This window comes from Corynebacterium epidermidicanis (assembly GCF_001021025.1).
Lineage (GTDB): Bacteria > Actinomycetota > Actinomycetes > Mycobacteriales > Mycobacteriaceae > Corynebacterium > Corynebacterium epidermidicanis.
Genome location: NZ_CP011541.1, coordinates 1,692,547 through 1,718,143, shown reverse-complemented (window position 1 = coordinate 1,718,143; position 25,597 = coordinate 1,692,547). Strand labels below are relative to the sequence as shown.

The 25,597-nt window shown below is 57.7% G+C and carries 23 protein-coding genes; 12 read left to right on the top strand and 11 right to left on the bottom strand.

Going from position 1 to position 25,597, the window contains the following annotated elements; genetic code table 11:
* Positions 1–5: 5 nt before the first annotated feature.
* The 3 genes from lspA to CEPID_RS07965 are packed head-to-tail and all read left to right on the top strand — an operon-like array spanning position 6 to position 1,907.
* Positions 6–464 carry a signal peptidase II gene (lspA, locus tag CEPID_RS07975; protein ID WP_047241440.1) on the top strand — a complete coding sequence of 153 codons (459 nt, stop codon included), beginning with the start codon at positions 6–8 and terminating at the stop codon, positions 462–464.
* A complete protein-coding gene (locus CEPID_RS07970) occupies positions 457–1,380 on the top strand; it encodes an RluA family pseudouridine synthase (protein WP_047240521.1) in 924 nt (307 codons plus the stop codon). Before lspA ends, CEPID_RS07970 begins: the two co-directional genes overlap by 8 nt.
* A complete protein-coding gene (locus CEPID_RS07965; protein WP_052843449.1) occupies positions 1,377–1,907 on the top strand; it encodes a hypothetical protein in 531 nt (176 codons plus the stop codon). Before CEPID_RS07970 ends, CEPID_RS07965 begins: the two co-directional genes overlap by 4 nt.
* A gap of 17 nt (positions 1,908–1,924) precedes the next feature.
* Here the strand turns inward: CEPID_RS07965 and rarD are convergent, their stop codons facing one another.
* Together rarD and CEPID_RS13310 are read right to left on the bottom strand one after the other, a co-directional pair.
* Complete coding sequence (gene rarD / locus CEPID_RS07960) at positions 1,925–2,809, bottom strand: EamA family transporter RarD (RefSeq protein ID WP_047240520.1); 885 nt, start codon at positions 2,807–2,809, stop codon at positions 1,925–1,927.
* A gap of 109 nt (positions 2,810–2,918) precedes the next feature.
* Positions 2,919–3,068 (bottom strand): hypothetical protein, encoded by a 150-nt coding sequence (locus tag CEPID_RS13310; protein ID WP_158408035.1) that lies wholly within the window; start codon positions 3,066–3,068, stop codon positions 2,919–2,921.
* Between the two features lie 326 nt (positions 3,069–3,394).
* Here CEPID_RS13310 and dnaE point away from each other — a divergent pair, with 326 nt between their 5' ends.
* Complete coding sequence (gene dnaE, locus CEPID_RS07955; protein ID WP_047240519.1) at positions 3,395–6,955, top strand: DNA polymerase III subunit alpha; 3,561 nt, start codon at positions 3,395–3,397, stop codon at positions 6,953–6,955.
* A 49-nt stretch (positions 6,956–7,004) separates the two neighbouring features.
* On the opposite strand, the gene CEPID_RS07950 is transcribed toward dnaE, so the two are convergent.
* On the bottom strand, positions 7,005–8,807 hold the full coding sequence (locus CEPID_RS07950) for a choice-of-anchor I family protein (RefSeq protein WP_144413487.1): 1,803 nt from the start codon (positions 8,805–8,807) through the stop codon (positions 7,005–7,007).
* Positions 8,808–9,094: 287 nt separating this feature from the next.
* Between CEPID_RS07950 and ilvA the strand changes: the two genes are divergently transcribed.
* The gene (ilvA, locus tag CEPID_RS07945) at positions 9,095–10,396 is read left to right on the top strand and encodes a threonine ammonia-lyase IlvA (RefSeq protein ID WP_047240518.1); all 1,302 of its coding nucleotides are present in this window, start codon (positions 9,095–9,097) and stop codon (positions 10,394–10,396) included.
* A 12-nt stretch (positions 10,397–10,408) separates the two neighbouring features.
* Here ilvA and treZ read toward each other — a convergent pair whose 3' ends face one another.
* On the bottom strand, positions 10,409–12,118 hold the full coding sequence (gene treZ / locus CEPID_RS07940; protein ID WP_144413486.1) for a malto-oligosyltrehalose trehalohydrolase: 1,710 nt from the start codon (positions 12,116–12,118) through the stop codon (positions 10,409–10,411).
* A gap of 96 nt (positions 12,119–12,214) precedes the next feature.
* Here treZ and CEPID_RS07935 point away from each other — a divergent pair, with 96 nt between their 5' ends.
* Genes CEPID_RS07935 through CEPID_RS07915 form a run of 5 tightly spaced genes read left to right on the top strand, consistent with a single transcriptional unit; the run spans position 12,215 to position 14,524 of the window.
* Complete coding sequence (locus tag CEPID_RS07935; RefSeq protein WP_047240517.1) at positions 12,215–12,727, top strand: hypothetical protein; 513 nt, start codon at positions 12,215–12,217, stop codon at positions 12,725–12,727.
* On the top strand, positions 12,724–13,242 hold the full coding sequence (locus tag CEPID_RS07930) for a GyrI-like domain-containing protein (protein WP_052843448.1): 519 nt from the start codon (positions 12,724–12,726) through the stop codon (positions 13,240–13,242). The genes CEPID_RS07935 and CEPID_RS07930 overlap by 4 nt, the downstream gene beginning before the upstream one ends.
* Entirely contained in the window at positions 13,235–13,873 is a 639-nt protein-coding gene (locus CEPID_RS07925; RefSeq protein WP_047241435.1) for a YigZ family protein, read from the top strand. Before CEPID_RS07930 ends, CEPID_RS07925 begins: the two co-directional genes overlap by 8 nt.
* Before the next feature lie 31 nt (positions 13,874–13,904).
* Positions 13,905–14,138 carry a hypothetical protein gene (locus CEPID_RS07920; protein ID WP_047240516.1) on the top strand — a complete coding sequence of 78 codons (234 nt, stop codon included), beginning with the start codon at positions 13,905–13,907 and terminating at the stop codon, positions 14,136–14,138.
* A gap of 8 nt (positions 14,139–14,146) precedes the next feature.
* Positions 14,147–14,524 carry an RNA-binding S4 domain-containing protein gene (locus tag CEPID_RS07915; RefSeq protein ID WP_047240515.1) on the top strand — a complete coding sequence of 126 codons (378 nt, stop codon included), beginning with the start codon at positions 14,147–14,149 and terminating at the stop codon, positions 14,522–14,524.
* Between the two features lies 1 nt (position 14,525).
* On the opposite strand, the gene CEPID_RS13655 is transcribed toward CEPID_RS07915, so the two are convergent.
* From CEPID_RS13655 to CEPID_RS07890, 7 genes are all read right to left on the bottom strand, one after another.
* Complete coding sequence (locus CEPID_RS13655) at positions 14,526–14,654, bottom strand: hypothetical protein (RefSeq protein WP_269079455.1); 129 nt, start codon at positions 14,652–14,654, stop codon at positions 14,526–14,528.
* Positions 14,655–14,706: 52 nt separating this feature from the next.
* Positions 14,707–15,711 carry a GTP pyrophosphokinase gene (locus tag CEPID_RS07910; protein WP_047240514.1) on the bottom strand — a complete coding sequence of 335 codons (1,005 nt, stop codon included), beginning with the start codon at positions 15,709–15,711 and terminating at the stop codon, positions 14,707–14,709.
* Between the two features lie 30 nt (positions 15,712–15,741).
* Positions 15,742–18,204, bottom strand: a complete 2,463-nt coding sequence (treY, locus tag CEPID_RS07905) for a malto-oligosyltrehalose synthase (protein WP_047240513.1) — start codon at positions 18,202–18,204, stop codon at positions 15,742–15,744.
* 98 nt (positions 18,205–18,302) lie between these two features.
* Complete coding sequence (locus CEPID_RS13150; RefSeq protein WP_144413484.1) at positions 18,303–19,016, bottom strand: hypothetical protein; 714 nt, start codon at positions 19,014–19,016, stop codon at positions 18,303–18,305.
* A gap of 114 nt (positions 19,017–19,130) precedes the next feature.
* On the bottom strand, positions 19,131–20,549 hold the full coding sequence (locus CEPID_RS07900) for an exonuclease domain-containing protein (protein ID WP_047240512.1): 1,419 nt from the start codon (positions 20,547–20,549) through the stop codon (positions 19,131–19,133).
* A 92-nt stretch (positions 20,550–20,641) separates the two neighbouring features.
* Complete coding sequence (gene glgX, locus CEPID_RS07895; protein WP_047240511.1) at positions 20,642–22,846, bottom strand: glycogen debranching protein GlgX; 2,205 nt, start codon at positions 22,844–22,846, stop codon at positions 20,642–20,644.
* Between the two features lie 5 nt (positions 22,847–22,851).
* Positions 22,852–23,448: a TetR family transcriptional regulator gene (locus CEPID_RS07890; RefSeq protein WP_144413483.1), complete on the bottom strand. Its 597-nt coding sequence runs from the start codon at positions 23,446–23,448 to the stop codon at positions 22,852–22,854.
* Positions 23,449–23,685: 237 nt separating this feature from the next.
* On the opposite strand from CEPID_RS07890, the gene CEPID_RS13145 reads away from it, so the two are divergent.
* Together CEPID_RS13145 and bioB are read left to right on the top strand one after the other, a co-directional pair.
* On the top strand, positions 23,686–24,381 hold the full coding sequence (locus tag CEPID_RS13145; protein ID WP_144413482.1) for a hypothetical protein: 696 nt from the start codon (positions 23,686–23,688) through the stop codon (positions 24,379–24,381).
* 208 nt (positions 24,382–24,589) lie between these two features.
* Positions 24,590–25,591, top strand: a complete 1,002-nt coding sequence (bioB, locus tag CEPID_RS07875) for a biotin synthase BioB (protein ID WP_047240508.1) — start codon at positions 24,590–24,592, stop codon at positions 25,589–25,591.
* Positions 25,592–25,597: the final 6 nt, after the last annotated feature.

Here is a 25,597-nt window from a genome sequence, read left to right as displayed (position 1 = left end):
CTACGATGTTTGCCATTGCCGTGGCTGCGGCCAGCATCGATCAGCTCACGAAGTTTCTTGTGTTGCGGACACTGACTCCTGGGGTGCCGCACCCTGTCATTGGGGATTGGTTCCGCTGGTACTTGTTGTTCAATTCCGGGGCAGCATTTTCGTTTGGTGAAGGCGCAACCTGGGTGTTTACCTGCATTCAGTTAGCATTCGTGGTGGGAATCGCGGTGTATTCGCGCAAAGTAGTTGGGGGGTGGAACGCCGTAGGGCTGGCGTTGATAGCCGGCGGGGCATTGGGCAATTTGATCGATCGGTTATTTCGGGCGCCAGCGTTTTTTGTTGGACATGTGGTGGACTTTATCTCCGTAGGGAACTTTGCTGTTTTTAATATCGCGGATTCCTGCATTACGGTGGGCGTAGTGTGTTTCATTGTGGGAGTGTTTTTAGAGGAAAAGCGGGCGATGCGTCATGCGTGAGTCCCGGCAGCTTCCTGTTCCAGAAGGGCTCGCGGGCATGCGTGTCGACGCCGCCCTGGCCAAATTACTGGGGTTGTCCCGAACCATGGTCGCCGAGCTCGCAGAAGCTGGCGATATTCGCGTAGACGGTCGCACCGTGGGGAAGTCCGACCGGTTGATCGCCGATACCTGGCTGGATGTCACGCTTCCTGAGCCACCAAAGTCGCTCGAACCCAAAGAAGAACTTATCGAAGGCATGGACATCCTCTATGCGGACGAAGATGTTATTGCGCTAAATAAGCCCGTCGGGGTGGCAGCGCACCCGACGGTGGGGTGGGAAGGCCCAACCGTGTTGGGTGGCCTCGCTGCGGCTGGCTTCCGCATTTCCACCTCCGGCCCGCCAGAGCGCAAGGGTATCGTGCAGCGCCTGGACGTTGGCACTTCGGGAGTGATGGTGGTTGCGGCGTCGGAACGCGGGTATAGCGTGCTCAAGCGCGCCTTTCGGGACCGAACCGTCACTAAGACTTATCACGCGCTGGTCCAGGGCCATCCGGACCCGTTAACCGGCACTATCGACGCTCCAATCGGCCGGCATCCCTCCGCAGGCTGGCGATTCGCGGTCACAACCGACGGCAAACCATCCATCACCCATTATGAAACCATTGAGGCATTCCGGGAAGCGACGCTTCTCGACGTCCACCTCGAAACCGGCCGAACGCACCAAATTAGAGTGCACTTTTCCTCCCTCCATCACCCCTGCTGCGGCGACCCGATGTATGGCTCCGACCCAAACCTTAACCAGCGACTGGGCCTTACCCGTCAGTGGCTGCACGCGGTGCGTCTGGGCTTTGAACACCCCGCCGATGGGCACTACATGGAAGTGGAATCGCCCTATCCGCCGGACCTACAGCATGCATTGGATGTCCTGCGGGCGTGAGCAACATGCGGAAAACGGTTGCGGGGCTAGCAGCACTTATCATCGTGGTGGCGATTGTGGGGGCCGGGTTTGACGACAACACCTCCAAGCCAATGTTGCGCAATGGCGATCAATTGGGGATGGAGCCGAACGAGTCGTTTTCGCAGTATCAACAGCGGGTGGTGGGATCGCTGGATCGAGATGGCGACGGTTGGGCGCTGGTCACATTTGACCACCCGCTGACTGTGGAAGAAGCGGGCCGGGTCACGGCAACCTGGAACATTCAGCGAGTGAGTTCGTTAACGCTCACTCAGGCGAAGCCGGTGGCAATTCCTGAGCCCATCGCTCCGGAAACCCGCGCAGATGTGGTGCGCCGCACGGCGGATAGCTCCCCGGAAGTAGCCGGAGGAATCTCCGGGGCCTTGGTGTTTGCTAGGTTGGCGCAATTGCGCACTCTGGCGCAGGAGCCAACAGTCGTGGCAATAGAGGTGCTGCCGAGGGATGCTGCTTTTGGTCGGTTTGGGGTGCGCCCCGTTGTCGTTGGCTGACTAGGCCCTGTGGCTGGCTAGGCCTTGGGTAACGGTCGGCGGGGGCCGGAGCCGCCGGGTTTGCGTTGCAGCCAAATATCCCAGACAAAAATGGCAACCGAAATCCAGATAACAATAAATCCGAACCACCGAATGGTCGGCATTTGTTCGTGCATGATGAGCACCGCCCACAGCATTTGCATGGTCGGGGTGAGGTACTGCAGCATTCCGATGGTGCCCAGCGGGATCAAGCGGGTGGCCTTGTTGAACAACAGCATCGGGATCGCGGTGATGAAACCAGTGCAGATCAGCAGCAATGCATGGCCGAGGCCGTGCTGAAAGAAGGTTAGCTCGCCGGTGCTGAAGAGGTATATCAGGTATCCCAATGATGCCGGTGCGAGCAGAAACGTCTCTGCTGCTAAGGATGTTTCGGCGGAGAGTTGAACTTGCTTCTTGAGGAGCCCGTAGACGCCAAAAGAAGCGGCTAGGACCAAACCCCCAAGAGGAGGCTGTCCGCTGAGGAATACGAGCACACTCACGGCAAAAATTGCGATACCTACGCTCAACTTTTGCAGGAGGCGTAGTTTTTCACCGAGGAACACCAAGCCCAACAGGACGTTCACCAGTGGATTGATGAAGTACCCCAAGGCTGCTTCGGCCACATGTCCGGAGTTGACGATGGTTACGTAGGTGAGCCAGTTCAGCGCGATGGCTAATGCGGCAAATACGAGGGTGCGCCAGGTGCGCTTGTCTGCTTGGCGTAGTTCCTTCCAACCTTTTGTGCCACTGAGCAGCAGTGCCATCAAGATGGACGTCCATACGATGCGGTGCGCAATAATTTCTAGTGGCTGTGCTGGTTGCAGTAACGGGAAGAACGCAGCAAAAGCGCCCCACAGCAAATAAGCGACGATGGCATAGAACACGTCGCACACTTTAGCGTGTTATAGCTGGTGGGGCGAACCTCTGGTGGATCACCCGGTGAGTGCTTGCGCGAACAAGACACCGGGTGGTGAAAAACGATCCCAGTATGAGTTAAGCGACCAAACGAAGATCTTGCTCAGCCATTGCGTCCAAGAGTTCATGGTCGGCGGCTTCGAAACGATCCTGCGGTAGTTCTGGAGCTGCAGCGCCAAAGAAGGAGAAAACACTGAACTGGGTGGCGGATTGACCAAAGGAGAACATGGGTGCGTCCTATCGAGTTGTCTAATGCTACTAGCGGGGGTAATCGCTGTATTTAGTGTAGCGCTTGTCAGATGATTTGTCCACCTTGTTCTTACAGGTAACAGGGTGTTTTGGTTAGGGTGTTGAACAATTTGTGAGCCGGGTCGCCCGGGGGTGATTCTTAGGTCACGTTCCTCCCGAACTGTGTTGTGGGTCGCGGCAGGGCTGGGCGCAGCACTCGTCGACAAGCAATTCTTGACAAGCTATCCTTGGCGATTTATCGCACATTGTCCCCATTAACCTGCATGGTCGCGTTGCCCTGCTGATGACGCTAGAATCTTCCAACTATGAGCAATTCTTCCTTCGTGCATCTGCATAACCACACTGAATATTCGATGCTCGACGGAATGGCAAAAATTGACATGCTTGCCGACGAGGTTTTGCGCCAAGGTATGCCGGCGGTAGGAATCACCGACCACGGCAACATGTTTGGCTCAGATGCCTTTTACCGCAAGATGACCGAGGTGGGGGTCAAGCCCATCATCGGTATTGAGGCCTACCTCGCGCCGGAATCACGCTTCAACAAGCAGCGCATCAAGTGGGGCGAGCCTCACCAGAAGTCGGACGACGTGTCTGCATCCGGCGCATATCTCCACCAGACGATGGTCGCTGAAAATGCCGAGGGGCTGCAAAATCTCTTTTACCTGTCCTCGATGGCCTCCTACGAGGGGCAGCTTGGCAAATGGCCACGCATGGATGCGGAAATCATTGCCGAGCGGGCCTCAGGCATCATCGCCACCACCGGCTGCCCCTCCGGAGACGTCCAGACTCGCCTGCGCCTGGGACAGTTCAATGAAGCGCTCGAAGCCGCTGCGATGTGGCAGGACATCTACGGTAAGGAAAACTACTTCCTGGAGTTGATGGATCACGGGCTTGATATTGAAAACCGCGTGCGTTCGGAGCTGCTCGAAATTGGTCGGAAACTCGACTTGCCACCACTAGTCACCAATGACTGCCACTATGTGCTCGAATCCCAAGCTCAGGCCCACGAAGCGATGCTGTGCGTGCAAACCGGTAAGACGCTACACGACGAAGATAGGTTCAAATTCGACGGCACCGGTTATTACATCAAGTCAGCTGCCGAGATGCGTGCCTCGTGGGACCATACCGTGCCAGGCGCGTGCGATAACACGCTGCTCATCGCCGAGCGAGTTCAAGACTACGGAGAGATCTGGGAACCACACACGCACGACCGCATGCCGATTGCGGATGTGCCGGAAGGCGAAACTCCAACATCTTGGCTGCACAAAGAAGTAATGCGTGGCCTGCAAGACCGATTCCCCGGCAAAGAGGTACCGCAGGAGTACATCGATCGCGCGAACTATGAGATCGAAGTCATCGATATGAAGGGCTATCCTTCTTACTTCCTCATCGTCGCTGAGCTCATCAAACACGCCCGTTCTGTAGGCATCCGCGTGGGGCCCGGGCGTGGTTCGGCAGCCGGCGCACTCGTCGCCTATGCATTGACGATTACAAATATTGACCCGATCGAGCATGACCTACTGTTCGAGCGATTCCTTAATCCGGAACGACCTTCGGCGCCCGATATCGATATTGACTTTGAGGATCGGCGCCGTGAAGAAATGATTCACTACGCCACCGAGCGTTGGGGCGAGGACAAAATCGCCCAGGTGATCACCTTCGGCACTGTGAAAACGAAACAGGCCATCAAGGACTCCGCCCGCGTGCAATTCGGTCAGCCGGGCTATCAGATCGCTGACCGCATCACCAAGGCGCTGCCACCTGCGATCATGGCCAAAGATATTCCGCTGTCCGGTATCACCGATCCCGAGCACCCCCGGTACGGGGAAGCTGGCGAGGTTCGACAGTTAATTGAAACTGACCCCGATGTGCGCAAGATTTATGACACTGCGCGCGGACTTGAGGGCGTTGTGCGGCAAGCTGGCGTCCACGCGTGTGCGGTGATTATGGCGTCGGTACCGCTGCTGGACTGCATCCCAATGTGGAAACGGCAACAGGACGGCGCACTGATTACCGGATGGCCTTATCCGGCGTGCGAAGCTATCGGCTTGCTGAAGATGGACTTTCTGGGGTTGCGTAACCTCACGGTGATCGGTGACGCGCTGGAAAACATCAAGCGCAACCGTGGCATTGACCTTGACCTGGAGAATCTGTCCACGGAAGATCCGGAAACCTACAAACTCCTTGCCCGCGGCGACACCCTGGGCGTGTTCCAGCTCGACGGTGGTGGCATGCGAGAGCTGCTGAAGCGAATGGAGCCAACCGGCTTCGACGACATCGTCGCCGCCCTGGCGCTTTACCGCCCAGGTCCGATGGGCGTGAACGCCCACCTGGACTACGCCGACCGCAAGAATGGACGCCAGGAAATCAAGCCGATTCACCCTGAACTGGAAGAGCCACTCAAGGAAATCCTGGGCGATACCTATGGTCTGATCGTGTATCAGGAGCAGATCATGCGTATTTCGCAAAAGGTCGCAAATTACACGGCTGGCCAAGCAGACGGCTTCCGCAAGGCCATGGGTAAGAAGAAACCCGAGGTGTTGGCGAAAGAGTTCGTCAACTTTGAAGCTGGGATGAAGTCCAATGGCTTCTCCGATGGGGCAATCAAGGCGCTGTGGGACACCATCGAACCATTTGCGGCCTACGCGTTTAACAAATCGCACGCCGCCGGCTATGGTTTGGTGTCCTTCTGGACCGGGTACCTGAAGGCCAACTACACTGCGGAATACATGGCTGCATTGTTGACGTCAGTGGCAGATAAAAAGGATAAATCTGCTATCTACCTCGCGGATTGTCGCCACCTTGGTCTGAAAGTCATGCCGCCTGACATCAACGAGTCAGTTCTCGACTTCGTGGCCGTGGGCGATGACATCCGCTTCGGTTTGGGTGCAGTGCGTAACGTCGGTGAAGACGTGGTCGAATCGATCGTTGCCACTCGCGCCGAAAAAGGCCACTTCAAGGACTTTTCGGACTACCTCGACAAGATTGACACCGTGCCGTGTAGCAAGCGCGTGACTGAGTCGCTCATCAAGGCGGGGGCTTTCGATTCCCTGGGGCATCCGCGTAAAGGGCTTGTGTTGGTCCATGAAGATGCCGTCGATTCGGTAATTGCCACCAAAAAGGCAGCGGACAAGGGCCAGTTCGATTTGTTTGCTGGTTTCGGAGCTGACGACGGCGGGGACACCACAAACTTCTTCGCTGTACAAGTCCCTGACGAGGAATGGGACCGCAAGCACGAACTGGCGTTGGAACGGGAAATGCTGGGCTTGTACGTGTCCGGACACCCGCTCGATGGCTTTGAAGAAGCATTGGCCGCGCAAACCGACACCGCCCTCACCACGATCTTGGGCGGCGAGCTCAAACATGGCACGGAAGTGACTATCGGCGGGATTATTGCGTCCGTCGACCGGCGCTTTTCCAAGCGGGACGGCTCGCCGTGGGCTATTGTCACGGTGGAAGACCACAACGGTGCTTCCGTTGAGTTGTTGGTGTTCAACAAGGTTTACGCCTTGGTGGCAACCCAGCTGGTGGAAGACAACATCATCTTGGCCAAGGCACACGTCTCGATCCGCGACGACCGCATGTCACTGTTCTGCGATGACCTCAAAGCACCTGAATTGGGCGCCGGAAATGGCCAGGGCCTGCCGCTCAAGCTCGTGATGCGTACCGACCAATGCACCATGGAAAACATCGCCAAGCTGAAGCAAGTGTTGCTATCCAACGCCGGAGAATCCGATGTCTACCTCAAACTTGTTGACGGCGAGCACTCCACGATGATGGTTCTCGGCGATCACTTGCGGGTCAATCGCACCGGCAGCCTCATGGGTGACCTCAAGGCCACCATGGGGCCGGGCATCTTGGGGTAGGGCGCGTCGGGCGTCGATGAGCCAGGCTGGCCTTATCGACGCCTGCTACTTATCGACGGATGTTGAGCATCGCTAGCAGCTGGTGAATCTGAGCCTGCAGCCCAGGAATGTGCGGTGCGATGCCCGCGATTGCAGCGAGGATTGCTGCGATCCCACCGATGACTCCAATCGAGGAGCCTAGGGTAGAGGAACCCGAGGATGTCATCGAGCTGCTGGTGCCACCAGGCTCCTTGACTGGGGTGGTCAGCGATGGGTCGGCGTTGACCTGGTAGATGGTCGTGGTGCCGGAAACTTCATTGCCCACGGCCAGGAGAGGCTTGCCGTTTGGCGACTGCTCGGCCGGGATAAATGTGAGACCTTCCGGACCAAGGTCACCCGCAGTTCCGCTGTCGGGAGCTGCGGCGAAGTCGCGGTTGTTGAGGTAGGTAACAAAGGCCGGAGCTTGGGGATCGGTGATGTCATAGACCATGATTCCCGAGGTGCGTTCCAGGCCGATGAAAGCAAACGTGTGGGAGCCGATGGTGCCCAAGGTGAGGCCTTCAGGTTCCGCGCCCTTGTCGTCGGAGCGATCGTCGGCGTCGTTGCTCGTGTGGTCTGGGTTGAACGGCTGCTCGGGCAACTCGGAGAGAATCTTTTCAAATTCGGAGCCCGAATCAAAGACCAGGTTACCGTTGGTGTCGAAGATGCTGAATCCACGCCCACCGAAGCCGTAGAGCTCATCGTAGGTGCCGTCGCTATTTTGACCGGCCGTGGTGGTGACTTTGAGTCGGCCCAGCTGCTCGTCGGACTGCAGCTGCTTGATCTGGTCGGCGTTCAGGCCAGCGAAATCCGGGCTGAGCTTGAGCTTTTTCACGCGTTCTTCTTCGGAGAACCCCTTCCAGTCTCGCGTGTCGCCTTCGTTGGCAGTGACAAAGTATCCCTTGCCAGCTGCGGTGTAAGCAGCGAGCGCGTCTGGGAGCCGGAAACTCTTTACCGGTGCAGTACGAAGCTTGGTAGCGCCATCCTTGTCGGAAGGATCAAATGGGACCACGGAATGGTCGATAGTTCCAAGTGGGTAAATGTCCGTAACCGTCGCGGTGGCAATGTCGACCACAGCAACCGCATTGTTTTCCTGGAGCGCCACATACGCCTTACCATCCAAGGTAGAGATGTACTCCGGTTCCAAGTTTTGCGCGTCGGTGCCTTCCGGACCAAATACTCGGACTCCTTGCGGCAGCTTGCCCTCGAAGGCCGTGAAAGTGGCGGTGCGTACTTCGGTGCCGGCCGCTACCTTCTTCGGCAGCGAGATCACGGACACGGACCCCTCCGGGTCAACCGAGTAATCTTCTGCAGGTTCCCCTTCGTTTGCAACCAGCGCAAATGCTCCATCTTCGGTAATAGTGACCATGTCGGGGAGGCTGCCTACCGGCACAGAACCAAACACGTCGCCGTTACCAGCGGCATCGAAGAAAATTACCGAGCCCGCAGCGGTTTTATCGGCAGGCTCAACCGTGGCAACAGCGAGTCCATCCGGGCGCACCGCAACCGAATTCACGGTGGTGCCGGCCCCAGCGGAGACCGTGTGCAGTTCGGTTGGCTGTTCCGGCTTAGATACGTCCAGCACGGTGATCTTCCCGGACAACGCATTCACAACCAACAGACGCTTCGAGGCGGCATGGTAGGCGACGATTTCGGCAGCAGACTTCTCAAATTCACCGGTCTCATGGGTGCCAATAGCTTCCAGATTGAGCAGTGCCCCCGGCGCGCTTACCGATACTGGTTTTGCCACGATGTTTGCGTGCGCAGGTGCGAGAACCGCTACCGAGGTGCACAGTGCCACGCAGGTAGCCAATACGCGATTTCGAATCGTCACGACGAAAATTCTCCTTTTGGGTTATGAAGGGCCGTTCAAACTGTGTTCATGGCATTTGATGAGGCCGGGGGACAGGATGTGCGCTGCCCGCGCAGGGCTCGGCACAGTGAATCTCTCGAAGTATGCCGGGGCGAAGTTGCAGAAGTGTAACGATTAGATGAATCCTTTATTAACCATGGTGGCTTGCCTGCTGGTGGAGCGTGAAACACCATGTGGCAAACCATTCGGGGGCGGAACAACCGCATGCCATTGTGGTGCCGATCGGGCGATTCGGTAAGTTTTAGGTCATGACTGATCGCACTCGTCCCGCAACCAGCCCCCACACTGACTTGCCCATGGTCAAAGCCAGTGACATTCAGGCAGCGCAGGCACGAATTTCCGCGATTATTGCTCCGACTCCGCTGCAGTACTGCCCGCGCCTGTCTCAGGCCACCGGAGCGCAGGTCTATCTGAAACGAGAAGACCTGCAAGATGTGCGTTCCTACAAGATCCGGGGCGCATACAACGCCATGATCCAGCTTGACCCTGCCCGTGTCGACGCTGGCATCGTAACCGCCTCGGCGGGTAACCACGCCCAAGGAGTTGCCTACGCATGCCGCACGCTGGGAATCCAAGGCCGAATCTTTGTGCCCAAGAAGACCCCAAAGCAAAAGCTTTCCCGCATTACCGTTCACGGTGGCGAGCATGTCGACGTCGAGTTGGTCGGCAATAATTTTGATGAGGCTGCTGCGGCCGCCCGCGCCTATGCCACAGAACACGGTGCCACCTTCATCCAACCTTTTGATGCCTGGGACACCGTCGCAGGTCAGGGAACCGTCGCCGCCGAAATTCTGGCACAGCTGGCCAGCATGGGTAAACACCCAGCTCGCGTGTATGTACCGGTTGGCGGCGGTGGGTTGCTGGGCGGGATCCTGAGCTATCTTCGGGATATTTCTCCGCAAACCCAGGTGGTGGCAGCAGAACCCGCGGGGGCCTCGTCCATGCAAGCGGCGCTAGCCGCTGGGCACCCCGTTGCTGTGCCACACCTGGATCCATTTGTGGATGGTGCAGCGGTGGGGAAGGTTGGTGAGTTCACCTACCAGATTGCCGACGCTAACCGAGACCGGTTGACTACCGTGAGCATCGACGAAGGCGCAGTGTGCACCGAAATGCTCGAGTTGTACCAAAACGAAGGGATCGTGGCCGAACCGGCAGGTGCCTTGTCCGTCGCCGCCCTAGTAGACAGTCCTCCCCAACCAGATGAAGTGGTGGTTTGCATCATCTCCGGTGGTAACAACGACGTTTTGCGCTACAACGAAATCGTGGAGCGCTCGCTCGTGCACCAAGGACTCAAGCACTATTTCCTGGTGAACTTTCCGCAGGAACCAGGGCAGCTGCGCTCGTTCCTCTCGGACGTGTTGGGGCCGGACGATGACATCACCTTGTTTGAATACCTCAAGCGCAACAACCGGGAAACTGGTGCTGCGCTGGTCGGCATCCAATTAGGGCAGGCAGGCGACCTCCCGGCGCTGCTGGCCAGAATGGAAGAGTCCCAAATTTCTTGCCAGCAACTGCAGCCAGGAACTCCCGAATACGAGTTCCTTACGTAATCGGCGCCGAACCTACACCAGTACTGCGAAGTCCCAAGGGGCGAGCTGCGTGGCATGCTCGCTCACCTTGCTGGCATCGAAGCAGTAGCGTAGTTCCCCGGTGAATGGCACTTCAATGGACTCATCGGAGAAGTTCGCGACTACCGTGACATCGTCGTATCCGAAGGCCAACCAGTTCTCGCCGTATTCCACCTGCAAGTGCTCGAGGTACGGGCGGGCCAGCTGCAGTTGCTTACGCAGCCTAATCAAGGTCTGATACGCCTCGAAGATCCGCTGTTGCTCGTCATCAAATGCCCACTGTAACCGAGAATTTTCAAACGCCTCAACCGACGTCGGGTCAGTGATCTCGGCGTTGTTCCAGCCCGCCCGAGCAAATTCGCGTTGCCGCCCCTCGGCCGTAAGCCGGAGCAATTCGGGGTCACTATGCGAGACAAAAAATGCAAATGGGGTTTTCGCCCCGAACTCTTCACCCATAAAAAGCATGGGTGTAAACGGCGCCAACAGTACCATCGCAGCCTTAAGAACCTGCTGCTCGGGGCTCAGATTCATCGAGGGACGATCGCCTGATGCCCGGTTGCCGACTTGGTCGTGCGTCGTCGTGTAGGCCACGAAGCTTGATGCCGGCACCAGGGTGGTGTCCAGCCGACGCCCATGCATGCGCCCCCGGAAGGTGGAAAAAGTCTCCGCATGGAAGAACACTTCCTTGAGCACATGTGCCAGGGTGTCTACGCCACCAAAATCAGCGAAGTAGCCGTGGTTCTCGCCGGAAACTAACGTGTGCAAGGCGTGGTGATAGTCGTCGATCCATTGGCCATCCAGCCCGTAGCCTCCTGCCTGCTGGGACGACACAATGCGGGGATCATTCTGGTCGGACTCCGCGATCAATGTGCGTGGAATGCCAGTGGTCGCCTCAATTTCCTTAGTGAGGTATGTCAATTGTTCGAGAACGTGGATCGCGCCGGGATCATACATCGCGTGGACAGCGTCGAGACGCAAGCCATCGATGTGGAATTCCTCAAACCATCGTCGCGCAGCATCGAGCACGTAGGCGCGGACTTCGTCCGACCCCGGTCCGGAAAAGTTGATTACTTCACCCCAGCCGGTATTGCCGCCCGCGGTGTAGGGACCAAACATCCCGGTGTCGTTTCCTTCCGGGCCGAAGTGGTTGTACACCACGTCCAGAATCACCGCAATACGGTGGCGATGCGCAGCGTCGACAAGTTCTTTCAGCCCCACCTCTCCGCCATAACCAGCGTGGACCGCGTGCCAAAACACTCCGTCATAGCCCCAGTTGCGGTCACCTGCGAACGGCTGGACCGGCATCAATTCAATGGAGGTTACTCCAAGTTCACGCAGGTAGCCAAGCTTATCGACGACCCCAGCGAAATCTCCGCGCTCGCTAAACGTTCCGACGTGAAGCTCGTAGATCAGCTGACCCGGCAAGATCCTGCCGGTCCAGTCTTGGTCCGTCCATGCAAAGCTGTGGTCGGTGACCTCGGATAGTCCGTGCACGCCATCGGGTTGGGAAGTTGACCGTGGATCGGGAAGCAGCGAACTCCAGGTGTCGCCGGTGCGAAGACTAAATCCGTAGCGTTGGCCGGGGGTTGCAGCGAGGTCCGAATGCCACCAACCATTGTCTCCTGCGTAGAGGTCGTGTTCGGTGCCGTCGACGGTGACCCGCACCGCATCAGCTTTCGGGGCCCACACTTCATAAGTAGTCATGGACCCCAGGCTAGCTTTTTGCCCCAGCTCGTGCCGGATGAGCCGAGCCGCGCATTGCCCTGCATGGCGATAGAGGTGGTGGCAAGATGGCACATTATGAATTTTGCGCCGGAATTGCCTGACGACATCGATCAGGCTGAACTCACCCCTCGGGAAAAGTCATCGCTGCGGACGGCCTGGTATTCCTCTGGGGCCGCATTTGCTGCCGAATGCACCGCCCTGACCCAAGGTGAAGATGCGAGGGGAAGGCGCTCTCAACAGCTCAAGTCCATGTTGCAGGCGGCACTCGTTGCCGATTCGACGACGTATCAGCGCGATCGTCGTCGAGTAGCACTGCTTGTTGCCGGGCTAGCGCCGGAACCAGCAGTGACTATAGTCAGCTGCGAAAATCGTGATACTCGGATGTGGTTGGCAGCCAAGCTACGGGAAATCCTGGCGCCACAGTTACGCAATGATCCGGATCTTCGGAGCGCTATCAGCGTGGACCCTGCAGATCACACCCCGACCCGTGTAGGAATTGTGCATCCTGATCATCCACTGGCTCGGGGTGATTTTGCCCAGGTGCGTTATCCCACCGACTTGGACGCGATCACTAGCATGGAAGCATGAGTTTTGTAACTTCTGCCCCGGCTACCAGCATGCGTCGCGTGCAATTGCCGGAAACACACTTTGCCGTGGTGCGCGCTTTTGACGTGTCGTTGGGCGACATCGGCCAGCTATTCGATTCTGCGTTCCCAGCTTGCGCCCGGGCATTTGCTACCGGTATTTTGGTGCCGGATGGACCAGCCATATGCCGCTACCTGCGGATTGATGCGGAAACGGACAACTGCGACTTGGAAATTGGGTTTCCGGTTGCTAGCGCACTTAGCCAACCTGTGCAGCTGGACGGACAAGAATTCGTGCCCAGTTGCACTCCAGCCGCCGAATACGCCATGCAAACTTATTTCGGCTTCTACGACGGGCTCAACCAAGCATGGTCCGCATTCGTATCCACGATGGCTGCTAATGGTCTCCAACCAGCAGGCCCGTGCCTGGAATGCTATGTCACCGAGCCTGCCCCAGACCTCGATCCCGCGACTATGCGCACTGATCTCTACTGCCCGGTGGAAAGCATTGCTGACTGACTTCTATCTTCGTCCGGCAGCCGGTGAGATTGCCTCCAGTGAGTTAGAAATCAAGCGGTCTCGCTTCCTCGGATTCATTACCCGCGCAGAAACTGAAGAAGAAGCCAGGGACTTTATTCACCAGATCAAATCCACCTACCCGGACGCGCGCCACCACTGCAGTGCGTTTATTTGCCAGGTGGATCAGGCGGTGCCGATTGAGCGGTCCAGTGACGATGGCGAGCCCTCCGGTACCGCAGGAAAACCCATGTTGGAAGTACTTAAGGGTTCAGCATTACTCGACATTGTGGCGGTGAGCGTGCGCTACTTCGGTGGGGTCAAGCTGGGCACCGGTGGCCTGGTGCGTGCCTATTCGGATTCGGTGACGGAAACACTGCTCCAGGTCAATCGCACGCGTCGCAGCCTCCGCGAGCTTTACCGTTTTGATGTGGATTTTGCCCAGGCAGGCCGCCTCGAAGCCGAGTTGCGGGCACGAGACGTCGCGATCGTTGATCTTGCTTATGATTCTCGCGCGCGTTTTGTCGTCGGCACGGCGCCTGGCGGCGGTGAGAGGTTGGCTGCCGTTTTGGCTGAGCTGAGCTCGGGGGGAATCGCCCCAAAGGAAGCTGGGACGCAGTGGATAGGAGAGTGACTGCGCGTTCTGACTGCTAGAATTTCAGCTTATGACCTTGCAGAACTTCCCTCGTAACCCAATTGAACAGCGCAAAATGGCAGTTCGAAAGTACTCTCGCAACGGTGTGATCGCAGTTGCTGGTGGCGTGGCCGGCGGTGTAGCACTCGCGCTGCTGGCACATTCGTGGTTCTTCCTCGTCCTGGGCCTCGTGATCGCGGTCGTTGGCGGAGCAGTGAACTACGCCCGCGTCCAAAAGATCATCAATCACAAGGACCAGTACTAAATCAAACTATGGAGGTTACCAGCGAGGCAGTGCGTATCGACGCCTGGGTGTGGGCGGTCCGACTAATGAAAACCCGCTCCGCGGCCGGCGAGGCATGCAAAGCCGGGCATGTGAAACTCAACGGGGTGGCCGTGAAGCCTTCTCAAACAGTCGTGCCTGGCGACCGGGTCCGTGTGTGGGTGGATCACCGGGAGCATGACGTGGAAGTGGTATCAACCATCCGCAAGCGAGTGGGGGCGACGATCGCGCGAACCTGCTACGTGGACCATTCGCCACCGCCCCCGCCAAAAGAAATTCTGGCCTCGATACCACGACGAGACCGAGGCGCAGGTCGCCCCACAAAGCGGGAACGACGCGAAATCGATCGGCTGATGGGCCGACGCTAGGTTACAAGTTCAAACCCCAGTCGGCCGGTGGGAAATTGATGCCCATCGGGCGGAAGAAATCGGCGATTGCCAGGGCCCAGACGTGAATGAAGTCTGCCACCTGTGGGAAGTCTGCGAGGGAAGAACCCATAATTGCTCTGTCTCCTAAACCTGAAAAAAATTGTTGAGCTACGCCTATTAACTTACCTGTTTTCCGCAACGATGCCCGCACTTCGCATCGTTTCGAGACGTTTTTTCAATCGCTGTGCACGAAACTTCGCCCGGTGGCCAGAGTCTTTGGTGCGTGCGATGTGGTCCTCGCGGAATTGGCAGAGCAAAAGGTCGTCGATAAGGCGCACTTGGCCAGGAACAAACTGATAGTTGAGTGCCTTTTCGACGTCTGCGATAGTGTGGTCGTCGAGTAGTTTGCGCAATTCGGCGACGGTGGTGATGCCGTTGACAGCGAGGATTTCCTCCAGCCAGGCGTAGTATTCCGAGCGCGACATGGGGAAGCGATTACCGATGAGCATGGCCAACACGCCTGGCAGCGTTTCCGCTGAGAGTTCCACTTCGTCGGACTTGGATGGGGTTTCGCCGAGGATTTGGGCGATCTGGTCAAATTGCTGGTCAGCAAGCTCGATCAGGCCAGCTGCCAGGGTAAACGCGCGATCTACCCGCGGGTCTTGCTGGTCGGCTCCCTTGTAGCGAATGTCATGCTCAAACTCAGCCCACGCGTGCTGCAGCACGGTGCGGACTTGCACCTCGAAAACTAGGCCGACGTAGTCCTTGAGGTCGTCATCATTGGGGCGCACCTGTAAAATCAAGTGGTGCGAGCCATAGCCGAACCCGCCGGAAATTCGGGTCTCAGCGGCCTTATCCACCGACTTCTTCACTGCGAAAGACTTGCTCAGTAGATCCAGTACCACCGGAATATCGGCGGAATAGAAGGTAGTGATCCTAACGCCGAGGATGTCCTTGATGTCGTGCCAGGGATCGGCGTATACGAACGCGCCGGTTTCATCGCGCTTGAGCGCCTTGGCACGTAATGACCGCCACGTTTTCACTCGTGCAACCACCCGATCGTAGGACACACCGGCGTCGGCAAGCTGTTCCTCGATCACACCGCGCACATCTGATGCGATGGTTGGGTGATTGCGGTTGAACTCGTGGTAGGTAGCGCCAAGCTGCGCGATATGTTTGTGTCCCATAACGCCTACTTAGCCTATTGCACGCAGGCGCTAGACAGCGACTAGCAAGGCCGTCGGAAGGGTGGCAAAAATCTCGCTGGCAGCTACCACCCCCGCGTACCGACGACCCGTCAGCTGATCTTCCCACTGGCCCTCCGGAAGCGTTACCGAGGTATCATCCCAGCCACCGCGCCGGGCCAAAGTGATCGGGCGTCGCATTGCTAGGGCCACCACGCGAATATCGCGGATGGATGAGCCACGCGCTATGCCCACAACGTGGGATTCAGCCGGGCCTACCGCAAACACTGCCTGATAGGAGCCTCCGACAAAACATTCTGGGTGTTGTTGGCGCACCGCCAAGCTTTGCTTGGTAATAGCGAGCTTGGCCAGGTCGGGATTGCTAAAGACTTGCGGGTAGTCGGTCTCGGCGTTGTCCGGGGCGATGGGCGCCTGGGCCAGCGCCTCAGCGGGAAACGCAACCTCCTGTAACAGCGCCAGCGCCTGGGAGCGAGAGGTGTAGTCAACAAAGGCACGGTTATCGGGGTCTACCAGGTAATCAGTAAAGAATTCATTGCCCTGGTAAATATCCGGGACCCCGGGGGCGATCAGCTGCAAAAGCTTTCGTCCCAGTGTCAGGGTGATTCCGGCATGCGCTATGGTCGCCACAAACTCAGCGATGAGATTGGTTGCTGGCCCATTGAACAGTGCCGCCACCCAGTGCTCGATCGAGGATTCGAATTGTTCGTTTGGTTCGGTCCAGGTTGTGTGAACTCCGGCTTCGCGGATTGCTTTTTTCGCATAGGCCTGGAATCGGGCCAGGACACTTGCGCTTGGGCTGCCCACCGAAGGCCAAATACCGATGAGGTTCTGCAGCAGAAAGTGCCCGGTCGCACCGTCTGGTGGTGGCGTGATGGCGGTGACCCGGCGCACGAACTCGGTAAACTCGCTGGGTACCTCCGAGATCTCAATGATGCGGGCTCGCACGTCCTCGCCACGCTTGGTGTCGTGCGTAGATAGCGTGGTCATGCTGCTTGGCCACAGGATTGCGCGTTCATGCTGGAGTAAGTGGAACTCGGCAGCGGAGACACCAAACCTACCGGGAGCGCCACCGACTTCCTGGAGGGCCACCAGACGAGATGCCTGGTAAAACGTCGTGTCTTCGACGCCTTTCGCCATTACGGCGCCACACACTTGCGCGAATCGAGTCTTGGCTTCGCCGTCGGCAAGCAGGGCTGCGGCGACAATGTCGAGGGCATCGCGATGCGAAGGGAAGCGGTGCGCCATGTCGGCAATGACCCGGGCGGTAACCCGAGACAACGATATGTAATCGGCGCGGTAGACCGGCATGAATGCTACGAGCTCAACAATGGTGTCGATCAGTTGTTCTTCCGAAACATGTGGCCCGGCGGTAGAGAAGTTGTCTCGGCGCATGGCCCGGGCGAGGCGACGGACCTCAGCTGCCAGCTCGTTCGTTGCAACTTCGCGTTTCAGGGCATGTTCGGTGGCTTCGAGGCTATTGGCATCCCAAGGAGATCCCGTCTGCTCTAGGGAAAGCATACTGAGTGCATCTTCACTTTCCCGATGGACAAACACTCCGTCGAATTCCCGCAGGGCATCGTAGCCCGAGGTGCCGTCGACGCTCAGGCGCGGATCCAGCGGTTCGTCCACACCCAAAATCTTCTCGATGATCAACCACCGGTCCGGCCCCAACACATCCCGCAACCGAGTGAGGTAGCCGAACGGATCCGACAGCCCATCAGGGTGATCTACGCGGACCCCGTCGATCAAATCGAGCGCAACCAGTTCGCGCAACACAGTGTGGGTATGCTCGAAAACCAGCGGATCTTCCTGACGAAGCCCTGCCAAACCGTTGACCGAGAAGAACCGGCGGTAGCCGATTACTCCGTCGCGCCAATACATTAAGCGATAGCTCTGCTTTTGGTAGGTCCCGAGCGGGTCGTCATCAACGATGCTTCCTGGCGCCACAGGGAAAATGTGGTCGTAATACTTCAGAACTGGCTCGCCCTGAAACTCGTCGAACACGAGCTTATCCTCGTCGCCCTCTGCGCCAAGCACTGGAAGTCCCAACTTGCCATCGGCACCGTTGTCTTCGTGCCAGTCGATATCAAAGAAAGATTCGTACTGGGACTCCTTTCCCCGCTTGAGGACATCCCACCACCACTCGTTGAGCTGGGGCGTTTCGACGCCCACATGGTTTGGCACAATGTCGATGATTATCCCCAGCCCAGCTGCATGTGCTTTGTCTGCGAGTTGCTTGAATCCGTCCATCCCGCCTAGCTCGGGATTGATTTCGGTGGGGTTGATGACGTCGTAGGAGTGATTTGAGGACGGCACCGAGGTAAGAATCGGCGACAAATAAAGATGTGAAATGCCAAGCTGGGCTAGGTACTCCACCTGATCGGCAGCCTCTTTGAAACCAAAAGCGCGACCCTGCGGATCAGCCTGCGGTCCGCGTAGCTGTAGGCGGTAGGTGGCAGAAATGGGGTGGCGCATGGTGCAATCATCCTTAGGTAGGTAACTGGATTTTAGGTGGTTTGTCCGAAATCCAGCATAGGTAGAATCACTCAATCGTGCTGGAATGCGAAGGTCAACTACCAATCGGTCAGGACGTGTGGATAGCCCGAGTGGCATCGTATTGGAGCGACCGTAATGAGCGCCGGAGAATTTGCCCAGTGAGCAGCTACGGACTGCGCAGCAGGCAGGGTGTCGCGCGCTGGAACGGCAAACAGCAGTTCGGGCTCCGGACAAAAATAGCTGAGTTGATTAGTGCCAAGCCGAGCAGAAAGATCGCTATGAATGGCGGAAAACAGCCGAGGATGAGTGAGCCAGGCCGACGTAGGCGAGACCAAAGAATGTAGCTGAAATCCTTGACTTGTTATGTCCAGAAGCACGCGCGCCGGGCGGAGGCGAAAGTGTGCACCTTGGCCGCGACCAAGAAATGATGGCGTGGCCGATGCTGTGGCCGGGGATGTGCAAGCGGCTTCTACGACATTATTTTGGCTGTGTTGCCACAACTGCCGACAGGTCAGCTGGTGGACCCGAACCTCTTGGAAGGAAAGCAACCCCGAATCCATGGCAGCGTGGGGCGAGGTAAAACAGACCCGAAAGTCTGCGGAGAGCGCGATGTTTGCAGGCTGGGCGGGGAAGTGCTCGCTGCTTAAGGTTTGAGCATCGAGCGCGGCGGTAGTGCGAAGCACTGGCCGGATTGCGCCAAGCTCAAGCTTGCCCTCGGGCGCTACCCAGGTGTTAGGCGTACTAGTAGGCGATGGCAGGTGGACAGTAGAAGTCGGCGTAACAATTGTCATGTTTCCCCCAAAACATGCAGTGGTTGAGTCTGGAACTAAAAAAGCTTCTACTTAGTTAGACTGCGCCAAGCCATGGAATCGTTCCCACCCGGGGCGAAAAACTGCACAGAAAACTCAGAATGGGGGTTCTTCATCTTCGAGGGGCTGGGTTGGGTCCAGGCCAAGTGCCGTATAAAGTTCGGCCGCCTGCCACAGCGCAATTTTTTGGCCCTTGGCTATGAGTTCCTCAGCGCGTTTTTGCTTTGAAGTTTTGGTAGCCCAGTCTCCGCACACCACAATCGTGGTCTTTTTGGTGACATTCTTCCCGATCGTGCCACCAAGGTCGGCGATGGCCTGCCACAGCTGACCTTTGTCGAAGGGTTCAAAATCACCGCTGAGTGTCACATTTTGCTGATAGAAGGGGCTTTTCTGATCTGCATTAGGGTTCGGTTCTGGAACCTCTTCCGGGGTAGCGACCCTCGACCACGGGGCGCGTTGGGTTTTCTTAGGGCTCGCAAGCTCCGGTTCATTGCTGGCGGCGCTAGTGAACAAGTCTGGTTCTTGGCCTGCGCTCGAAGGGGAAGCGACCGAGGTATCTAGCCCCCACTTTCGGCGCTGCAGGGCAACATTGGCTCCGCTGCGGTCGCGAAGGACGGGATAGACCCGATCAGACTCTAAAGTGCCCAGAGTAAAGGATTCGCCGTGGTAGAAGTCGATCAGTGAACCCCGGTGGTTAGTGCGTCGGGCCAGGGCGGCCATGATCTCGCCGCATGCTACCGCATCAGCGGTAGCATCGTGATGCTTAGTGAGCTCCACTTTGAAGCCCTCCGCAAGCGTGTTTAGCCGATTGTTGGCAAACCCAAGGCGCAGTTTGCGGGCAAGCAGCAGAGTGCAGGTAAACCGGAACTCTGGTGAGGCAACATCGCTTAAGAGCGCGGCGCGGTGCAACGCAGTGAAATCAAACTGGGCATTGTGCGCCACCATGACATCGTCGCCAACGAATTCGACCAGTTCGGTGAATGTTTCGCCGACCCGTGGGCAATCAGCGACGTCGGCTGCGGTGATGTGGTGAATCGCAATATTGTCGGGATGAAACTCTTCAATTCCTGCCGGAGGGCGGACATTCCAGGATTTGGTTTCCACCAACCGGCCGTCGCGAAAGCGAGCCACTCCCATTTGGCAGATCGAACCCCAATCGGCATTTGCAGTCTCCACATCAAACGCCACGAAGTTCAGGCCAGTCACCGCCGCGGTATCCTGTGGAATTTCGCCCGAGCGCGCCGCAGCGACCGCATCGGAAAAAGCTTTCGCCTGGTCCTGTTGATTAGGGGAGAAGGCGATTTCCGTAGTACCAGAAGACGTAGCGATTCGAGCCTTTCCACGCAAAAATTCCGTGGGGAAGTCAAGGTCGAAATCAGTGATGTCCGCGATGCGAATCGTGTCCTGGTCGCGTTTCGCGGGAGCGTGGCGTCGCAAAGCAGCGAGCAGCGGGGTGTAGGTCACCTCGATGCTTTCGGCGGTGACGGTTAGGCGTGCTCCATGCGCAGCGATCACGGGAATTCGATCCTTGGGGTGTTGAAGGTGGGACAAATATGCTCGCCCCAGCTTAGCCGACGGGCATCGACGAGCGGGACGAGCAGTGGAGGTTAAGCTGGGGCAACGCTTGGCTCGACGCTGCTAGTGTCGACGTCGTCGCCTCGGGCCTTCGTTTGGATGAGCAGAATGGTCGATCGGCCGGGGACTGTGAGGTGGCCGTCGGCGGCGATGTGCTCGTCAGAGTGTGGCTTGCCGGTCGGTTCAGTAGTGTCTACCAGGACTTGCCACTCGAGTCCGAACTCTTCGGACGGCAACGTGAAGTCGATGTCCTCGTGGTAGGCGTTGAAGCACAAGAGGAAAGACTCGTCTTCAACGCGTTGTCCGCGCTGGTCAGGCTCCAAAATAGCGTCACCGTTCAGGTAGACCTGGATGGACTTGCCGGAGGTGAAGCCCCAGTCATCCTGGGTCATGACTTCGCCGCTTGGGTTCAGCCAAGCGATGTCGCGCTTCGGCAGATCTGTGGCGCCCAACGGGCCACCTGCAAGGAAGCGGCGGCGACGGAAAACGGGATGCTTCCGGCGGATCTCTAGTAGCCGGGAGGTGAAATTGAGCAGGTCCGCATTGGCTTCCGCCTGTGTCCAGTCCATCCACGACAATTCCGAGTCTTGGCAGTAGACGTTGTTGTTGCCGTCTTGAGTGCGACCCATCTCGTCACCGTGGGCGATCATGGGGGTGCCTTGGGAGAGCAGCAGGGTCGTGAGGAAGTTGCGTCGTTGCTGGGCGCGCAATTCATTGATTGCTGGATCGTCGGTAGGACCTTCGACGCCACAGTTCCAGGAGCGGTTGTGTGATTCGCCGTCCCGACCGTCTTCACCGTTGGCCTCGTTGTGCTTTTCGTTGTAGCTCACCAGGTCATTCAGGGTGAACCCGTCGTGAGCAGTCACGAAGTTGATCGAAGCGGTGGGGCGACGGCCGTTGTTTGCGTAAAGGTCGGAGGAACCGGTGATCCGGGAGGCAAATTCGCCGAGGGTGGCTGGCTCGCCGCGCCAGAAATCTCGCACCGTGTCACGGTACTTTCCGTTCCACTCCGTCCACAGCGGTGGGAAGTTGCCCACCTGGTAGCCACCTTCGCCAATATCCCACGGCTCGGCGATCAGCTTCACTTGAGAGACGATCGGGTCCTGTTGCACCAGGTCAAAGAATGCCGAGAGCCGGTCTACGTCATGCAGCTCGCGAGCTAGCGTTGAGGCGAGGTCGAAGCGGAAGCCGTCGACGTGCATCTCGGATACCCAGTAGCGCAGGGAATCCATGATGAGCTGCAAGGAATGCGGGTGGCGGACATTGAGCGAGTTACCAGTGCCGGTGTAGTCCATGTAGTGGCGCTTGTCGGAATCCACTAAGCGGTAATAAGCAGCGTTGTCGATGCCACGGAACGCAATCGTTGGGCCCATGTGGTTACCCTCGGCAGTGTGGTTATACACCACGTCGAGGATCACTTCGATGCCTGCCTCGTGGAATGCGCGCACCATCCCCTTGAATTCCGACACCACCCCACCAGGCTTGGTAGCGGCCGCGTAATCATGATGCGGGGCGAAGAAGCCAAAGGTATTGTATCCCCAGTAGTTGCGCAGTCCGAGTTCGCGAAGGCGATCATCTTGCAGGAACTGGTGGACCGGCATCAACTCGATAGCGGTGATGCCGAGGTCCTTGAGATAGCTGATGATCGCAGGGTGCGCCAGGCCGGCATAGGTGCCGCGGAGGTTTTCCGGCACATCTGGGTGCGTCATCGTCATGCCCTTGACGTGTGCTTCGTAGATGACCGTCTCGTGATATGGAGTTTTTGGAGCGCGGTCATTGGCCCAATCGAAGAAGGGGTTGATCACAACCGAACGCATCGTGTGCAGCAAAGAGTCTTCTTCGTTGCGTGCGTTGGGATCTTCGGGGTTGTTGATGTCGTAGCTAAATAGCGACGGGTGCCCGTCGAATTCGCCGTCGAAGGCCTTGGCGTATGGATCGACCAAAAGCTTGTTGGGGTCACAACGATGCCCGTTTGCCGGGTCGTAGGGGCCGTACACTCGGTAGCCATAGCGCTGGCCGGGCTGGACTCCTGGCAGGTAGCAGTGCCAAATGTGTGCGTCTACTTCTTCCAGGACGATGCGCTCTTCATTTTGCTCGCGGTCAATGAGGCAGAGTTCCACCTTTTCGGCGATGTCAGAAAAGAGTGCGAAATTGGTTCCCGCGCCGTCATAGGTGGATCCGAGCGGGTATGCCTCGCCTGGCCACACCTGGCGATCAACGTTGAGTGAAGAAGTCATGGGTTTTACTGTAGTGGGGATTGTTGAGAAACACCCGCCAGGAGCAAATCGAGGCCAGCGGAAAACCGTTCCTGAGCTCGCAGTTCCATTGCGGATTCTGGGGTGAATGCTTCCTCGGTGGCTTGGGCAAGTTGCACCGTCGCCTGCTCAGAAAGTGTGTGCCCCAAGATGAAATCAAGCAGGGTGTGCGCGAGGAGTTCTTGCTGCTGCTCAGATAAACCACTTTCTGCAAGTCCGGAGGAAAGCGCGGAAATGAGGCGGTCGCGGAGGTCGCCAACCGGAAGTGCCGCCACTAAAACTTCGGCACCGTCGCGGTTGGAAAGGATTGTTTGACGCAACTGCATCGCCCTGCTGGTTAGCGCTGTGCGCCAGTGTGGCGCTGCCGTTTTGGCCTCAAAATCGCGGACTTCTGAATTTGGGAGCACTGGTGCGACAATGCGTTCGGCAATGGCTTCCAGCAGCGATTGTTTGTTTGGAACATGCCAATATAACGCGCCTGGCACCACCTCAAGTTGGCGGGCGAGCCTACGCATGGTGAGGTCGCCGAGGCCAAACTCCCCGAGGATGGACATCGCCTCATCCACAATTACTTCTCTGGTCAATTGCACAACTCCTCAGGATAGTCACCAACGCTGGCGACCGGCGCTGAGGGAGGCGAATATTCTGATTTACTGCGCTTTTCGACGCCCAGTTGACATTCCTGATGCGAACTAGTGGGCGACTGTTTAGACTGGACCCTATTCGCGTTCACGCTAAGTTGGATTCAGATTTAGTAGGAAGTGAACCCGACCGGCAGAACGCCGCTTGTGCGGGAAAACCCAATTATGAGGAGAATTTCAGTGTCTTTGTCTCGGAGTATGCGCGCCTCGACTGTGGCAGTGGTCGCGATTGCAACTACCTTGTCACTTTCTGCATGCGGAAAGGATGAAGCCAAGAATTCTGCGGCTCCGTCACCGGCGCCAACCAGCACGAGCAACGCGACCACTTCTTCGACTCCGAGTGCTAGTCCTACGTCGTCGCCAAGCTCCGCGGTAGCTTCAGAGACTCCGAGCCCTTCTACCCAAGAGAAGTCGGTAGCTGGGGCTACGCCGGATAATCAGGGCTCGCCGGCGGGTCCAGCTGGTGAGCAAGGGTTGCAGCCTGTTATGCCTCAGCAGCCGGAAGTTCAGCCACTCGAAAAGGGGCGTCCTGGTAGCCCGGAGGAAATCGCCGGAATTACTGCGATGCTGCGTAAGCCCGAGCAGCAAACAACGATGCGGGGGTACATGAACACTGTGGTGGATAGCATGTGCCAGGAGCTGATCGATAGTAATGGTGGCCGGGAGGCGTTCAATTTCAATGATTTCCCGGATTTCCGTCTGCAGGATATGCCGGAATATGAAGCAACCAGGACGACAGTGACTGGCGTCGATGGGGTCAAGGTAGACGGCGCGGATGCGTCTGCCCAGGTGACTACCGCCAAGACGAACGGTGAGGCATCCACGGTTACCATGCGTTTCCGCAACGAAGGCGGCGCGTGGAAGATGTGTGGCTAACCGGTTGCTTGTGGGGTTGGTGCAGTCATTTTCGCCCGAATGAGGGGATGGGGTGACACAGGATTGAACAGTGTTCACGGCGCAGTGTAGTGTGATCTGTGCAATTGTTCATGCTTGGGCGCGATCCGGGACACCTGACTAATCGGACTTGTCTGGTTAGTTGGCGTATGGTCGCGTTCCACTGCCTACCGAGGACGTGACTGCTCCAATGACTGCCACCGATATTTTGGAAATTGCCCGCGAAAAGGTTCTTGAGCGCGGCGAAGGCCTCAACAAAGAAGAAACCCTTGCGGTACTGGAGCTCAGCGACGAGCGAATCCCTGAGCTACTCGACCTAGCCCACCAGGTCCGATTGAAGTGGTGCGGTGAAGAGGTCGAGATGGAGGGCATCATTTCGCTCAAGACCGGAGGTTGCCCGGAAGACTGCCATTTCTGTTCGCAGTCAGGGCTGTTTGACTCCCCAGTTCGTTCCGCGTGGCTAGACATTCCCGCGCTGGTGGACGCTGCGAAGCAAACCGCAAAGTCTGGCGCAACCGAGTTTTGCATCGTAGCTGCCGTCAAGGGACCGGATGAGAAGCTTATCCAGCAACTTGAGGAAGCCGTCGCTGCCATTAAGAGCGAAGTTGACATCGAAGTCGCCGCCTCCATCGGCATTCTGACTCAGGAGCAAGTCGATCGCCTCGCTGCTGCCGGGGTACACCGCTACAACCACAACCTAGAAACCGCCCGTTCCTTCTTCCCTCAAGTAGTGACCACTCACTCGTGGGAGGACCGCCGGGCCACCTTGGAAATGGTGGCAAAGGCCGGCATGGAAGTCTGTTCCGGTGGCATCCTCGGCATGGGCGAGAGCCTCGAGCAACGCGCGGAGTTCGCTCAAGACCTCGCGGCGCTTAACCCCACGGAGGTGCCCATGAACTTCCTCGATCCTCGCCCGGGTACTCCATTCGCTGACCGCGAAGTCATGCCAGCTCAGGACGCGCTTCGCGCTATTGGTGCTTTCCGACTCGCTCTCCCCAAGACCATCCTGCGTTTTGCGGGTGGCCGCGAGCTCACCTTGGGTGACCTCGGTGTTGAACAGGGCCTACTTGGCGGTATCAACGCGATTATCGTCGGCAACTACCTCACCACGCTGGGGCGCCCAATGGAACAAGACATGGACATGATGGGCAAGCTCCGGCTGCCCATCAAGGCTCTCAACACCACGGTCTAAGTACGG

Bases quoted from the DNA above. Each gene is read 5' to 3' on its own strand.
- lspA (WP_047241440.1), top strand. From the start codon at position 6: ATGTTTGCCATTGCCGTGGCTGCGGCCAGCATCGATCAGCTCACGAAG.
- CEPID_RS07970 (WP_047240521.1), top strand. From the start codon at position 457: ATGCGTGAGTCCCGGCAGCTTCCTGTTCCAGAAGGGCTCGCGGGCATG.
- CEPID_RS13310 (WP_158408035.1), bottom strand. From the start codon at position 3,068: ATGTTCTCCTTTGGTCAATCCGCCACCCAGTTCAGTGTTTTCTCCTTC.
- dnaE (WP_047240519.1), top strand. From the start codon at position 3,395: ATGAGCAATTCTTCCTTCGTGCATCTGCATAACCACACTGAATATTCG.
- ilvA (WP_047240518.1), top strand. From the start codon at position 9,095: ATGACTGATCGCACTCGTCCCGCAACCAGCCCCCACACTGACTTGCCC.
- treZ (WP_144413486.1), bottom strand. From the start codon at position 12,118: ATGACTACTTATGAAGTGTGGGCCCCGAAAGCTGATGCGGTGCGGGTC.
- CEPID_RS07935 (WP_047240517.1), top strand. From the start codon at position 12,215: ATGAATTTTGCGCCGGAATTGCCTGACGACATCGATCAGGCTGAACTC.
- CEPID_RS07930 (WP_052843448.1), top strand. From the start codon at position 12,724: ATGAGTTTTGTAACTTCTGCCCCGGCTACCAGCATGCGTCGCGTGCAA.
- CEPID_RS07920 (WP_047240516.1), top strand. From the start codon at position 13,905: ATGACCTTGCAGAACTTCCCTCGTAACCCAATTGAACAGCGCAAAATG.
- CEPID_RS07915 (WP_047240515.1), top strand. From the start codon at position 14,147: ATGGAGGTTACCAGCGAGGCAGTGCGTATCGACGCCTGGGTGTGGGCG.
- CEPID_RS13655 (WP_269079455.1), bottom strand. From the start codon at position 14,654: ATGGGTTCTTCCCTCGCAGACTTCCCACAGGTGGCAGACTTCATTCAC.
- CEPID_RS07910 (WP_047240514.1), bottom strand. From the start codon at position 15,711: ATGGGACACAAACATATCGCGCAGCTTGGCGCTACCTACCACGAGTTC.
- treY (WP_047240513.1), bottom strand. From the start codon at position 18,204: ATGCGCCACCCCATTTCTGCCACCTACCGCCTACAGCTACGCGGACCG.
- CEPID_RS13150 (WP_144413484.1), bottom strand. From the start codon at position 19,016: ATGACAATTGTTACGCCGACTTCTACTGTCCACCTGCCATCGCCTACT.
- glgX (WP_047240511.1), bottom strand. From the start codon at position 22,846: ATGACTTCTTCACTCAACGTTGATCGCCAGGTGTGGCCAGGCGAGGCA.
- bioB (WP_047240508.1), top strand. From the start codon at position 24,590: ATGACTGCCACCGATATTTTGGAAATTGCCCGCGAAAAGGTTCTTGAG.